We start from the raw sequence: 13,346 nt of genomic DNA on the forward strand, positions 1-13,346 counted from the left end.
TCGTCGCTCGGATCACTCCCACTCGATGGTGGCAGGCGGCTTGCTCGACACGTCGTAGGTGACGCGGGAGATGCCCTCGATCTCGTTGATGATGCGGTTGGACACCTTCTCCAGCAGCTCGTAGGGCAGGTGCGCCCAGCGCGCGGTCATGAAGTCGACGGTTTCCACCGCACGCAGGGCCACGACCCAGGCGTAACGGCGGCCGTCGCCGACCACGCCGACCGACTTGACCGGCTGGAACACCACGAAGGCCTGGCTGGTCTTGTGGTACCAGTCGAAGTTGCGCAGCTCTTCGATGAAGATGTGGTCGGCGCGACGCAGCAGGTCGGCGTACTCCTTCTTCACCTCGCCGAGGATACGCACGCCCAAGCCCGGGCCCGGGAACGGGTGGCGGTAGACCATGTCGTAGGGCAGGCCCAGCTCCAGGCCGATCTTGCGCACCTCGTCCTTGAACAGCTCGCGCAGCGGCTCGACCAGCTTGAGGTTCATTTCCTCCGGCAGGCCGCCGACGTTGTGGTGCGACTTGATCACATGGGCCTTGCCGGTCTTGGCCCCAGCCGACTCGATCACGTCCGGGTAGATGGTGCCCTGGGCAAGGAAGCGGATGTCGTGCAGCTTGGACGCCTCGGCATCGAACACGTCGATAAAGGTGCGACCGATGATCTTGCGCTTCTTCTCCGGGTCGGCCTCGCCGGCCAGGTTGTCGAGGAACTGCGCCTCGGCATTGGCGCGGATCACCTTGACCCCCATGTTCTCGGCGAACATGGCCATCACCTGCTCACCTTCATGCAGGCGCAACAGGCCGTTGTCGACGAACACGCAGGTCAGCTGATCGCCGATGGCGCGGTGCAGCAGCGCGGCGACCACCGAGGAGTCGACCCCGCCGGACAGGCCCAGCAGCACGTTGGCGCTGCCGACCTGGGCGCGAACCTGGGCGATGGCGTCCTCGACGATGTTCGACGGCGTCCACAATGCCTGGCAGCCGCTGATTTCCAGGACGAAACGCGAGAGGATGCGCCCACCCTGCTTGGTATGAGTCACTTCCGGGTGGAACTGCACGCCGTAGTAGCCGCGCTCGTCGTCGGACATGGCGGCGATCGGGCAGCTCGGGGTGCTGGCGAGGATGTGGAAGCCTTCCGGCAGGCTGGTGACCTTGTCACCGTGGCTCATCCACACGTCCAGGCCGAACACGCCGTCGTCATCGACGTGGTCTTCGATGCCATCGAGCAGCCGGCCCTTGCCGACCACGTCGACGCGGGCGTAGCCGAACTCGCGCAGGTCCGAGCCCTGCACCTTGCCGCCCAATTGCTCGGCCATGGTCTGCATGCCGTAGCAGATGCCCAGCAGCGGTACGCCGAGGTCGAATACCGCCTGCGGTGCGCGCGGGCTGTCGGCCGCATGCACCGACTCCGGGCCGCCGGCGAGGATGATGCCGCGCGGGGCGAAGGCACGTATGTCCTCGTCGCTCATGTCGAAGGGGTGCAACTCGCAGTACACGCCGATCTCGCGCACGCGGCGGGCGATCAGCTGGGTGTACTGGGAACCGAAATCCAGGATCAGGATGCGGTGGGCGTGAATATCAGGATGAGCCATGGCCGTCTCTCGTAGCGGAATTCACAAATGACACGGGGCTGAATCAGACAGCCCCGTGATCTCATAGCAACGCTGTGGCGTTAGCCAACACGGTAGTTGGGCGCTTCCTTGGTGATCTGCACGTCATGTACATGGGACTCGGCCATGCCGGCACCGGTGATGCGCACGAACTGGGGCTTGGTGCGCATCTCCTCGACGGTGGCGCAGCCGGTATAGCCCATGGAGGCGCGCAGGCCGCCCATCAACTGATGAACGATGGCCGCCATCGCGCCCTTGTACGGCACGCGGCCTTCGATGCCTTCCGGCACCAGCTTCTCGGCACCGGCCGAGGAGTCCTGGAAGTAACGGTCCGAGGAGCCCTGGGCCTGGGACATGGCGCCCAGCGAGCCCATGCCGCGGTAGGCCTTGTAGGAGCGGCCCTGGAACAGCTCGACCTCGCCCGGCGCCTCTTCGGTACCGGCCAGCATGGAACCGATCATCACCGCCGAGGCGCCGGCGACGATGGCCTTGGACAGGTCGCCGGAGAAGCGGATGCCGCCATCGGCGATCAGCGGCACACCGGTGCCCTGCAGCGCGGCGGCGACATTGGCCACCGCGGAAATCTGCGGCACGCCGACACCGGCGACGATACGGGTGGTGCAGATAGACCCCGGGCCGATACCGACCTTGACCCCGTCGGCGCCGGCTTCGACCAGCGCCTGAGCGGCCTCGCCGGTGGCGATATTGCCGCCGATCACCTGCACTTCCGGGAAGTTCTGCTTGACCCAGCGCACCCGGTCGATCACCCCCTTGGAGTGGCCGTGGGCGGTGTCGACGATGATCACGTCGACCCCGGCGTTGGCCAGTGCCGCCACCCGGTCGCCGGTATCGGCGCCGGTGCCGACCGCGGCGCCGACGCGCAGGCGACCCTGGTCGTCCTTGCTGGCCAGCGGGTAGGCCTTGGCCTTCTCGATATCCTTGACGGTCATCATGCCCTTCAACTGGAAGGCATCGTCGACGATCAGGACTTTCTCGATACGGTGCTTGTGCAGCAGCTCGCGCACGGTTTCCTTGTCGGCACCTTCCTTGACCGTGACCAGGCGCTCCTTGGGCGTCATCACTTCGCGCACCAGGGCGTCCAGGCGGTTCTCGAAGCGCACGTCGCGGGAGGTGACGATGCCGACCAGGTCGCCATCGGACAGCACCGGCACGCCGGAGATGTTGTTCTGCCGGGTCAGCTCGAACAGGTCGCGGATGGTGGCGTCGGCCTCGATGGTGATCGGGTCCTTGACCACGCCGGCCTCGAACTTCTTGACCTTGCGCACCTCGGCAGCCTGCTGCTCGATGGTCATGTTCTTGTGGATGATGCCGATGCCGCCTTCCTGGGCCATGGCGATGGCCAGACGGGCCTCGGTCACGGTGTCCATGGCGGCGGACAGCAGCGGAATATTCAGTTCGATGCCACGGGTCAGGCGAGTCTTGAGGCTGACATCCTTCGGCAGAACTTCGGAATAACCAGGAATAAGTAGAACGTCGTCGAAGGTAAGGGCTTCTTGACTGATACGCAGCATGGCGGGGGCTCCCAGACGGGAAAATTGGAAGCGCGCCATTATACCCACGCACCCCCTCCCACTCAATGCAAAGAATGCACCCTCAGCACGAGCCCCCGGCGATGGGCGAGCAACAGTCCCGAGCGCCCCCGCAGCGGGCTCACAGATGCACCTGCACCACAGCAAGCGGGTAGCCCAGACGCTCGGCGAACGCGTCGAGAAACGCCCCGTCGAAGCCGGCGGCGTCCCAGTTGTTGAAGATGAAGCCCAGATTGGAGAAACCGCAGGGCTGCAGGAACAGGAAACCGTTGATGTCGTCCTCATGCCCGCAGAGCGGGCAGGTGAAGTTGTCGGTCTCTCCCGGCCACCAGGCTTCGAGGCTGTCGAACAGCGGCGCCCCCACTTCCTGCCGGCAGTGCGGACAACCCGCCTCCTCGAGAAAGTCCCGCGTCGGGGTATAGATGCAACGCCGGGTGACGATCTGCAGCCCGTTCAACGGCTGGCCATAGGGCAGGCGCGGCGGATCCTCGGCGATCTGCCGCGCGCCCGGGGCAATGGCGTAGGCCATGCCGTTGCCGCCGTGCCCACAGGTGCTAGGCAAGCCCTCGACGATCTGCCGCTTGACCAGCCAGCGCAGCAGCGCCTGCGCCTTCTGCTCGTGAGCGGGAACGCTGGATATCTGCGGGACGAGGATCAGCTGGGTGGTCATGGCGGTTCGGGGCATTGGCCGAAGGAGCCGGCAGCTTAGAGCCTGAAACGGGCAAATCAAGCCCTGCGGCGGTTGATAAGGTTCCGCTGCGGCGCGCAACCTGTACGAAGGTCGCACCGGCCGCTCACTCGGCTTATCATGCCGCCCCATGATCAAGGATCCCTTCCAGCGCCTGAACCTCGACCGCGAGGTACTCAGCGTCAGCCAGCTGAACAACCGTGCCCGCCTGCTGCTGGAGGACGTGTTCGCCAGCATCTGGGTGGACGGCGAGATCTCCAACCTGGCCAAGCCGGCCTCGGGGCACATCTACTTCACCCTCAAGGACAGCCAGGCCCAGGTGCGCTGCGCGCTGTTCCGGCAGAACGCCGCGCGGGTGCGCCAGGCCCTGCGCGACGGCCTGGCGGTCAAGGTGCGCGGCAAGGTCTCGCTGTTCGAGGGCCGCGGCGACTACCAGCTGATCCTCGATGCCGTCGAGCCGGCGGGTGACGGCGCCCTGCGCCTGGCCTTCGAGGCGCTCAAGGACAAGCTCGGCGGCGAGGGGCTGTTCGCCGCCGAACGCAAGGTCGCCCTGCCCGCTCACCCCAGGCGCATCGGCATCGTCAGCTCGCCGAGCGGGGCGGTGATCCGCGACATCATCAGCGTGTTCCGTCGCCGCGCGCCTCAGGTCGAGCTGTGCCTGATCCCCACCGCCGTGCAGGGCCGCGAAGCCACGGCGCAGATCGTCCGCGCCCTGCAGCTGGCCGACCGCCAGGGCTTCGACGCGCTGATCCTGGCCCGCGGCGGCGGCTCACTGGAGGACCTCTGGTGCTTCAACGAAGAGGCCGTGGCCCGCGCCGTCGACGCCTGCGTCACCCCCATCGTCAGCGCCGTGGGCCACGAGACCGACGTATCGATCAGCGATTTCGTCGCCGACGTGCGGGCGCCGACGCCCTCGGCCGCCGCCGAGCTGCTGGCCCCCGACGCCAGCGACCTGGTGCAGCGTCTGCACAGCCTGCACCGCCGCCTGCACCTCTATATCAACGGCCGCCTGGCCCGCGAACACATGCGCCTGGAGGGCCTGCGCCGACGCCTGCGCCACCCGGGCGAACGCCTGCGCCAGCACGCCCAGCGCCTGGACGATCTGGAGATGCGCCTGCAGCGCGCTCTCGAACGCCAGCTGAACAACCGCCGCGAGCGCCTGGCCCGGCTGCAGACGCGCCTGGCCGGCCAGCACCCCGAGCGCAGCCTGCAACTGCTGCGCCAGCGCCTGGCCAGTCTCGCCGAACGCCTGCCGCGGGCCATGCGCGAAGGCCTGAAGGAGCGCCGCCTGCAGCTGCAGAGCCAGGTACAGACACTGCAGGCGGTCAGCCCCCTGGCAACCCTCGGCCGCGGCTACAGCATCCTCCTCGACGAGCGCGGCCGGGCCGTGCGCCGCGCCACCGACACCCATCCCGGGCAGCGACTGAAGGCGCGCCTGGGCGAGGGCGAGCTGGACGTGCGCGTGGAAGACAACCATGTGCAGCCGGCGAACCTGTCGCTGCTCGACTGACCACCGAACCGGTGGATGGAACAGCCTCAGCTAGGCGCCCCACCCTACACGGAGAGAACCCATGCGCCTGATTCCGCTATTGCTCGCCGCCTGCCTGGCCCTGCCGGTGCAGGCCGAGGGTTTTATCACCCGCCTGCTGAACAAGCCGGTGCCAGGCGGCGTTGCCGTGATCGATCTGGGCACCGGCGCCGCCGCCCCCAGTGTGCGCTTCCAGGACAAGCCGGTGCTGGTGATCCACGAGGACGGCCAGCGCTGGATCGCCATCGTCGGCCTGCCGTTGACCACCCAGGCCGGCCCTCAGCAGGTCGAGGTCGACGGCCGACCCGGCCCAGGCTTCCAGGTCGGCAGCCGGGACTACGCCGAACAGCGCATCACCCTGAAGAACAAGGAACAGGTCAACCCCAGCCCGGCCAACCTCAAGCGCATCGAACGGGAACTGGCCGAGCAGACCCGTGCCTACCGCCAGTTCAGCCCGCGCCAGCCGAGCAACCTGCTGTTCGACAAGCCGGTCGAGGGGCCGCTGTCGAGCCCCTTCGGCCTGCGCCGCTTCTTCAACGGCGAGGAGCGCAACCCGCACTCCGGCCTGGACTTCGCCGCCAAGCAGGGCACCCCGGTCAAGGCACCGGCGGCCGGCCGGGTGATCCTGATCGGCGACTATTTCTTCAACGGCAAGACGGTGTTCCTCGACCATGGCCAGGGCCTGATCAGCATGTTCTGCCACCTCTCGCAGATCGACGTGAAGCTCGGCGAGGAACTGCCGCGCGGCGGCGTGCTTGGCCAGGTCGGTGCCAGCGGCCGCGCCACCGGGCCACACCTGCACTGGAACCTGAGCCTGAACGATGCGCGCATCGATCCGGCGATCTTCATCGGCGCCTTCAAGCCCTGAGACACCTGAACTTACAGCTCTGCCTTGGGTTGGCGGCCAGGGCTTTGTTAAGGTCTTGCCCCCAGTAGCCGGCGCGCCCGGGCGCCGCCGCTGATTTTCATCGTCCGATCTAGGGAGCTGGATATGCCACAAGCGCTGGCCACATGGTTCGACTGGCTGCAACAACAGGCCGAACTTTTCACCCTGGCCGCCGCCGGCCTGCTGATTCTAAGCGCCTGGCTGGGCAACTGGCTGGTCAAGCGGATCCTGGTGCGCATCTTGTGTCGGCTGATCGACGCCACCGCCCTGGGGCGCAATGCACAACACCTGGATAACCAGCTGATCAAGCGCCTGGCCAATATAGTGCCGGCACTGATCCTGTTCGCCGGCATCGGCCTGGTGCCCCACCTGCCGGACGCCGTGGTGACGGTGACCCGCAACGTCTGCAGCGCCTTTATCGTGCTGACCGTGGCCCTGGCCCTGGGCACCCTGCTGGATATCGCCAACACCCTCTACCAGTTGCGCCATGACGCCCACCTGCGGCCGATCAAGGGCTACCTGCAGGTACTGAAGATCGCGGTGTTCGCGGTGGCGGCGATCCTGATGGTCGCCACCCTGATCGACCGCTCGCCACTGATCCTGCTGTCCGGGCTCGGCGCCATGGCCGCGGTGCTGATGCTGATCTTCCAGGACACCCTGCTGTCGCTGGTGGCCAGCGTGCAGATCACCTCCAGCGACATGGTCCGGGTCGGCGACTGGATCGAGATGCCGCAACTGAACGCCGACGGCGACGTCATCGACATCGCCCTGCACACGGTCAAGGTGCAGAACTGGGACAAGACCATCACCAGCATTCCGACCAAGCGCTTCATCAGCGACCCGTTCAAGAACTGGCGTGGCATGCAGGAGTGTGGCGGCCGGCGGATCATGCGCAGCCTGTACCTGGATCAGACCAGCATCGGCTTTCTCGGCCCGGAGGAGATCGCCCACCTGCAGCGCATCAACCTGCTGGAGCAGTACCTCAGCCGCAAGCACAGCGAACTGGACAGCTGGAACAGCGCGCTGGATGCGGCCAGCCAGCTGCCGGCCAATACCCGTCGCCTGACCAACATCGGCACCTTCCGCGCCTATGTGGAACACTACCTGCGCCAGCACCCGCACATCCACCAGGACATGACCCAGCTGGTGCGCCAGCTCAGCCCGACCGCCGACGGCCTGCCGCTGCAGCTCTACTGCTTCACCAATACCACCGCCTGGAATCGCTACGAGAGCATCCAGTCGGACATCTTCGACCACCTGCTGGCGATACTGCCGGAGTTCGGCCTGCGGGTTTTCCAGCACCCCAGCGGCGCCGACATGCGCGAGCTGGGTCGCAGCCACGCCATCTCGACAGACGCCTGAGTTCGGCAGACCGGCCTGGCCGCCATCACAGGTGGCCAGACCCCTGCACAATCGCCGCGCACCACACCCCCGACTCAGCGCAATAAAATTGCGCAAAAACACCATGCGCGACCGATATCACCAATTTTTCCAGAATGCTTGCCAGCTTTGATCGCCGCAGATAGGGTTGACGCCATGAAAGCCCCCAACACCCTCATCCTGTTGCGCCAGCACGCCAGCCTCTGCCTGGTCAGCCAGCGACTGCGCGGCTAATCCGCCGCGCCAACTCCCGCTCCCCATTCAGTTTCAGTCGGCCGGCCCAGGCCGCCGCCACAAGGACTTCCCCATGAGTATGCTCAACGACCCTTCCAGCAAGTACCGCGCCTTCCCGGCCATCGACCTGCCCGACCGCACCTGGCCGTCGAAGACCATCACCGAGGTGCCGATCTGGTGCAGCTCGGACCTGCGCGACGGCAACCAGTCGCTGATCGAGCCGATGGATGCGCAGAAAAAGATGCGCTTCTTCAAGACCCTGGTGCAGGTCGGCATCAAGCAGATCGAGGTGGGCTTCCCGTCCGCCTCGCAGACCGACTTCGACTTCGTCCGCGAACTGATCGAGGGCGGGCATATCCCCGATGACACCTGCATCCAGGTACTGACCCAGGCCCGCGAAGACCTGATCACCCGCACCTTCGAGTCGCTCAAGGGTGCCAAGCGGGCCATCGTCCACGTCTACAACGCCACCGCACCGAGCTTTCGCCGCATCGTCTTCAACCAGGACAAGGCCGGCGTGGTGAATATCGCGGTGAACGCCGCGCGCATCATCAAGGAGCTGGCGGCCCGGCAGCCGGACACCCAGTGGACCTTCCAGTATTCGCCGGAGATCTTCACCTCCACCGAACTGGAGTTCGCCGTGGAAGTCTGCGATGCGGTGCTCGACGTCTGGCAGCCGACCCCGGCCAACAAGGTGATCCTCAATTTGCCGGCCACCGTCGAGGTCGCCACGCCCAACGTCTACGCCGACCAGATCGAGTGGTTCGGCCGCCACATCAGCCGCCGCGACAGCGTGCTGATCAGTCTGCACACCCACAACGACCGCGGCACCGGCGTGGCCGCCAGCGAACTGGGCCTGATGGCCGGCGCCGACCGTGTCGAAGGCTGCCTGTTCGGTAACGGCGAGCGCACCGGCAACGTCGACCTGGTCAACCTGGCGCTGAACCTCTATACGCAGGGGATTCACCCGGGCCTGGACTTCTCCGACATCGACGCGGTGCGCAAGGTGGTCGAGGAGTGCAACCAGATCCCGGTGCACCCGCGCCATCCCTACGTCGGCGACCTGGTCCACACCGCCTTCTCCGGCTCGCACCAGGACGCGATTCGCAAGGGCTTCGCCCAGCAGGACTCGCAAGGCATCTGGGAGGTGCCCTACCTGCCGATCGATCCCGCCGATATCGGCCGCGACTATGAAGCCGTCATCCGGGTCAACAGCCAGTCCGGCAAGGGCGGCATCACCTTCCTGCTCGAACAGGAGTACGGCATCTGCCTGCCGCGGCGCATGCAGATCGAGTTCAGCCAGGTGGTGCAGAAGGAAACCGACCGCCTGGGCCTGGAGATGAGCGCCGAACAGATCTACCAGCTGCTGGAGCGCGAGTACCTGCGGGCCGACGCGCCCTACACCCTCAAGGGCCATCGCCTGCAGGAGGAGAACTCCACCTGCGCGATCGATGTGCACGTGCTCGACGCGGGCGAGCCCCAGCACTGGCGCGGCATCGGCAAGGGCCCGCTGGAGGCCCTGGTGGCGGGACTGCCGGTGGCCGTGGAGATCATGGACTACTGCGAGCACGCCATCGGCGCCGGCACCAATGCCAAGGCCGCGGCCTATATCGAACTGCGGGTCAGTGGTGGCCGCGCCCTGCACGGCATCGGCATCGACGAGAACCTGACCACGGCCAGTTTCCGCGCCCTGTTCAGCGCCCTTAACCGCGCCCTCAAGCAGCTCGAGGCCCAGGCGGCCTAGGCTGCAGATCCAGTCACAAGAGCGCCGGGCACTGCCCGGCGTTTTTCTATCGGTAGCCTGAATCGCGCTCAGCGAGCCCCAGGCTACAGGTTCAGACTGAAGTCATCGGCATCCAGATGAGCCGGGAAACGCTCGCGGTAGGCGACCAGGTCGGCCGCGCACAGGCTGACCCGGAACACCCCGTCCGCCGCTTCCGCCGCCAATAGTGGTTCGCCTTGGAAATCCAGCACCTGGGAATCGCCGCTGTAGGGATGGCCCTTGCCATCCACCCCGATGCGGTTCACCGCGGCCAGGTAGCACAGGTTCTCGATCGCCCGCGCCGGCAGCAAGCGGTTCCAGTGCTGGCGCCGCGCCGCCGGCCAGTTGGCGGTATAGAGCAGCAGGTCTGTACCCTGCGGGTCGCGGCTCCACACCGGAAAGCGCAGGTCATAGCAGATCAGCGGACGAATCCGCCAGCCCTTGAGCTCCAGCAGCACCTGCTGCTCGCCGGCGGCGTAGTACTTGTGCTCGCCGGCCATGCGAAACAGGTGGCGCTTGTCGTAGTGCGCCAGGCTGCCGTCCGGTCGCGCCCAGAGCAGGCGATTGCGGTAGCTGCCATCGGCGGCCTGGATGATCAGGCTGCCGGTAATCACCGCCCCCAGCGCCGCCGCCTGCTCCAGCAGCCATTGGGTCGACGGACCATCCTCCGGCTCGGCGAGCTTCGCCGAGTCCATGGAGAAGCCAGTGCTGAACATCTCCGGCAGCACCACCAGGTCGGCGCCCCGGGCCTGCGTCAGCAAGCCCTGGAAATGGGCGCGGTTGGCTGCCGGATCCTGCCAGGCCAGTTCGGTCTGGATCAGCACCAACTCGAGATCGGCTTTATCGTGCATCGGGCTTACCTGCTTCGAAGGGTGGCGCTCGCCGTTCACAGCCACCGGCTCGCAATGGAAAACGCTGCGCAGCTCGCCACGCAGTAGCCGCGCGCCTTACACCGCACATAGTCTCTGCGCCGCCTGGCGCAAGGTGTCTTCGCGCTTGGCGAAACACAGGCGCACCAGGCGCAGGTCCTTGGGCGGCTGCTGGTAGAACACCGAGACCGGTATGCTGGCCACGCCATGCTCGCGGGTCAGCCACTCGGCCATCGCCACATCCTCCAGATCGTCGCGGATCGCCGAGTAGTCGACCAGCTGGAAGTAGGTACCGGGGGCCCGCGCCAGGGCGAAACGCGAGTCGATCAGCAGGTCGCAGAACAGGTCGCGCTTGGCCTGATAGAAGGCCGGCAGCGCCTCGACATGCGCCGGCTGCTCGGCCATGAAATCGGCCAGCGCCCACTGCAGCGGCGTCACTCCGCAAAAATTGACGTATTGGTGCACCTTGCGCAGCTCGGCACTCAGCGTCGGCGGCGCCACCACGTAGCCGGTCTTCCAGCCGGTGACGTGATAGGTCTTGCCGAACGAGCTGACCACCCAGGCGCGCCGGTACAGCTCTTCATGGGCCAGCACGCTGGCGTGCCTGACGCCGTCGAAGACCAGGTGCTCGTAGACTTCGTCGCTGATCAGGTAGAGGTCGCGGCCGCGAATCAGTTCCGCCAGCCGATCCAGCTGATCCCGCGAGATCAGCGCGCCGCTCGGGTTGTGTGGGCTGTTGAGGATGATCAGGCGAGTCTTTGCGCTCAGCGCATCGCTCAGCACCTGCCAATCGATGGCGAAGTCCGGCAGCGTCAGCGGCACATGTCTGCAGTGGCCGCCCGCCAGCTGCACCGAGGGCTCGTAGCTGTCGTAGCAGGGATCGAAGACGATCACCTCGTCACCCGGCTGGATCAGCGCCTGGATCGCACAGAAGATCGCCTCCGTGGCGCCTGGGGTGATGGTCACCTCGCTGTCCGCATCGACCGTGCGGCCGTAGCAGCGGGCGATCTTCGCCGCGACCTGCTCGCGCAGCGCCGGCAGGCCGGTCATGGGCGCGTACTGGTTATGGCCGGCGGCGACATGCCGGCCGACGGCCTCGCGCAGTGCCGGCGGGCCGTCGAAATCGGGGAAGCCCTGGGACAGGTTGAGCGCACCGCACTCGCCGGCGAGCTGCGACATGCGGGTGAAGATGGTGGTGCCGACGTTGGGCAGTTTGCTGTTGATCATGGGCCGTTCCTGCTGCTCGGCACGCCGGTCCGGCGCCGTGGTTGGCGCAGGATAGCCGATCCCGGCAGAGACGCAAAAGGCACCCGCAGGTGCCTTTTTCAACACGACTCAGGCGCTGCTCAGCGCTTGTCCTTGCGCTTCTTCTCGGCCTTCTTGTGGTGGCTCATCAGGCGGCGCTTCTTGTTCACCTGGCGGTCGGTGAGGGTGTTCTTGTTGCCCTCGTAGGGATTTTCACCGCCCTTGAACTCGATGCGAATCGGCGTGCCGACCAGCTTCAACACCCGCCGATAGGTATTCTCCAGATAGCGCACATAGGCCTTGGGAACCCTTTCGACCTGGTTACCATGGATCACGATCAGCGGCGGGTTGGCGCCGCCCAGGTGGGCATAGCGCAGCTTGATCCGGCGATTGTTGACCATGGGCGGCGCATGATCGCTGACCGCATCTTCGAGAATCTGGGTCAGGCGGTTGGTCGGCCAGCGGGTGATCGCCGACTGGAACGAGGCCTGCACCGACTTGTACAGATTGCCCACGCCGGTGCCATGCAACGCCGAGATGAAGTGGATGTCGGCGAAGTCGACGAAGAACAGCCGGCGCTGCAGCTCGGTCTTCACGTAGTCGCGCTCGCTGGGCTCCATGCCGTCCCACTTGTTCAGGGCGATCACCAGGGCACGGCCGCTTTCCAGGACGAAGCCGAGCAGGTTGAGGTCATGGTCGACCACGCCTTCGCGGGCGTCCATGACGAACACCACCACGTTGGAGTCCTGGATCGCCTGCAAAGTCTTGACCACCGAAAACTTTTCCACCGCCTCGAAGATCTTGCCGCGTCGGCGCACGCCGGCGGTGTCGATCAGGGTGTACTTCTCGCCGTCGCGCTCGAAGGGGATATAGATGCTGTCGCGGGTGGTGCCGGCCTGGTCATAGACGATCACCCGCTCCTCGCCGAGCATGCGGTTGACCAGGGTCGACTTGCCGACGTTGGGCCGACCGATGATCGCCAGCTTGATGCCGTCCTTCTCGCTCGGCCCGGGGATGCGCTTGGCTTCCTCGCCTTCCAGCACGACCTCTTCGGCCTCGCCCTCTTCCGGCGCGTCGGCGTCCTTGGGGAAGGAACCGAGCACGGCTTCGAGCATCTGGGTGATGCCGCGACCATGGGCACCGGCGATCGCCAGCGACTCGCCCATGCCCATGCTGGCGAACTCCGCGCGGGCCAGGTCGGTGTCGAGGTTGTCGACCTTGTTGATCACCAGAAAGCTGTGCTTGTTGCGTCGGCGCAGGTGCTCGCCAATCATCTGATCGGAAGCCGACAGGCCGGCCCGTGCATCGACCAGGAACAGCACCGCATCGGCCTCTTCGATGGCCTGCAGGGACTGTTCGGCCATCTTCGCATCGATACCCTCTTCATCACCGGAAATACCCCCGGTGTCGATGACGATATAGGTTCGCCCCTGCCACTTGGCCTCGCCGTACTGGCGATCTCGGGTCAGACCAGACAGGTCGCCGACAATCGCGTCGCGGGACTTGGTCAAGCGGTTAAACAGGGTGGACTTGCCGACGTTCGGGCGGCCCACCAGGGCAATTACGGGAACCATTAGGCTCTCCACTTCGTTA

10 protein-coding genes are annotated in these 13,346 nt (G+C 66.1%); 4 read left to right on the forward strand and 6 right to left on the reverse strand.

The genetic code is table 11. The features are described 5' to 3' along the window. Positions 1-12: 12 nt before the first annotated feature. The 3 genes from guaA to AB5S05_RS04120 all read right to left on the reverse strand — a co-directional run bounded on the left by guaA (position 13) and on the right by AB5S05_RS04120 (position 3,831). Positions 13-1,593 carry a glutamine-hydrolyzing GMP synthase gene (gene guaA, locus AB5S05_RS04110; RefSeq protein WP_369286185.1) on the reverse strand — a complete coding sequence of 527 codons (1,581 nt, stop codon included), beginning with the start codon at positions 1,591-1,593 and terminating at the stop codon, positions 13-15. A gap of 80 nt (positions 1,594-1,673) precedes the next feature. After that, on the reverse strand, positions 1,674-3,143 hold the full coding sequence (guaB, locus tag AB5S05_RS04115; RefSeq protein WP_369286186.1) for an IMP dehydrogenase: 1,470 nt from the start codon (positions 3,141-3,143) through the stop codon (positions 1,674-1,676). 139 nt (positions 3,144-3,282) lie between these two features. After that, positions 3,283-3,831, reverse strand: a complete 549-nt coding sequence (locus AB5S05_RS04120; RefSeq protein ID WP_369286187.1) for a sugar ABC transporter ATPase — start codon at positions 3,829-3,831, stop codon at positions 3,283-3,285. A gap of 148 nt (positions 3,832-3,979) precedes the next feature. On the opposite strand from AB5S05_RS04120, the gene xseA reads away from it, so the two are divergent. The 4 genes from xseA to leuA all read left to right on the forward strand — a co-directional run bounded on the left by xseA (position 3,980) and on the right by leuA (position 9,621). Then, entirely contained in the window at positions 3,980-5,359 is a 1,380-nt protein-coding gene (gene xseA, locus AB5S05_RS04125; RefSeq protein WP_369286188.1) for an exodeoxyribonuclease VII large subunit, read from the forward strand. Positions 5,360-5,420: 61 nt separating this feature from the next. Next, entirely contained in the window at positions 5,421-6,245 is an 825-nt protein-coding gene (locus AB5S05_RS04130) for a peptidoglycan DD-metalloendopeptidase family protein (RefSeq protein ID WP_369286189.1), read from the forward strand. Between the two features lie 123 nt (positions 6,246-6,368). Beyond that, positions 6,369-7,625, forward strand: a complete 1,257-nt coding sequence (locus tag AB5S05_RS04135) for a mechanosensitive ion channel family protein (protein WP_369286190.1) — start codon at positions 6,369-6,371, stop codon at positions 7,623-7,625. A gap of 325 nt (positions 7,626-7,950) precedes the next feature. Beyond that, entirely contained in the window at positions 7,951-9,621 is a 1,671-nt protein-coding gene (leuA, locus tag AB5S05_RS04140; protein ID WP_369286191.1) for a 2-isopropylmalate synthase, read from the forward strand. Between the two features lie 83 nt (positions 9,622-9,704). Here the strand turns inward: leuA and AB5S05_RS04145 are convergent, their stop codons facing one another. The 3 genes from AB5S05_RS04145 to der form a co-directional block, all read right to left on the reverse strand. Continuing rightward, positions 9,705-10,490, reverse strand: coding sequence for an amidohydrolase (locus AB5S05_RS04145; RefSeq protein WP_369286192.1), 786 nt, complete (start codon positions 10,488-10,490; stop codon positions 9,705-9,707). Between the two features lie 96 nt (positions 10,491-10,586). Next, complete coding sequence (locus tag AB5S05_RS04150; RefSeq protein ID WP_369286193.1) at positions 10,587-11,735, reverse strand: pyridoxal phosphate-dependent aminotransferase; 1,149 nt, start codon at positions 11,733-11,735, stop codon at positions 10,587-10,589. A 119-nt stretch (positions 11,736-11,854) separates the two neighbouring features. Next, complete coding sequence (gene der / locus AB5S05_RS04155; RefSeq protein ID WP_369286194.1) at positions 11,855-13,327, reverse strand: ribosome biogenesis GTPase Der; 1,473 nt, start codon at positions 13,325-13,327, stop codon at positions 11,855-11,857. Between the last annotated feature and the right edge of the window lie 19 nt (positions 13,328-13,346).

Origin of the sequence: Pseudomonas zhanjiangensis (assembly GCF_041027545.1) — a bacterium.
In the GTDB taxonomy this organism is placed as follows: domain Bacteria; phylum Pseudomonadota; class Gammaproteobacteria; order Pseudomonadales; family Pseudomonadaceae; genus Aquipseudomonas; species Aquipseudomonas zhanjiangensis.

What these genes read in the sequence shown, in the direction of transcription:
- guaA (WP_369286185.1), bottom strand. Translation starts at nt 1,593, where the DNA reads ATGGCTCATCCTGATATTCACGCCCACCGCATCCTGATCCTGGATTTC.
- guaB (WP_369286186.1), bottom strand. Translation starts at nt 3,143, where the DNA reads ATGCTGCGTATCAGTCAAGAAGCCCTTACCTTCGACGACGTTCTACTT.
- AB5S05_RS04120 (WP_369286187.1), bottom strand. Translation starts at nt 3,831, where the DNA reads ATGACCACCCAGCTGATCCTCGTCCCGCAGATATCCAGCGTTCCCGCT.
- xseA (WP_369286188.1), top strand. Translation starts at nt 3,980, where the DNA reads ATGATCAAGGATCCCTTCCAGCGCCTGAACCTCGACCGCGAGGTACTC.
- AB5S05_RS04130 (WP_369286189.1), top strand. Translation starts at nt 5,421, where the DNA reads ATGCGCCTGATTCCGCTATTGCTCGCCGCCTGCCTGGCCCTGCCGGTG.
- AB5S05_RS04135 (WP_369286190.1), top strand. Translation starts at nt 6,369, where the DNA reads ATGCCACAAGCGCTGGCCACATGGTTCGACTGGCTGCAACAACAGGCC.
- leuA (WP_369286191.1), top strand. Translation starts at nt 7,951, where the DNA reads ATGAGTATGCTCAACGACCCTTCCAGCAAGTACCGCGCCTTCCCGGCC.
- AB5S05_RS04145 (WP_369286192.1), bottom strand. Translation starts at nt 10,490, where the DNA reads ATGCACGATAAAGCCGATCTCGAGTTGGTGCTGATCCAGACCGAACTG.
- AB5S05_RS04150 (WP_369286193.1), bottom strand. Translation starts at nt 11,735, where the DNA reads ATGATCAACAGCAAACTGCCCAACGTCGGCACCACCATCTTCACCCGC.
- der (WP_369286194.1), bottom strand. Translation starts at nt 13,327, where the DNA reads ATGGTTCCCGTAATTGCCCTGGTGGGCCGCCCGAACGTCGGCAAGTCC.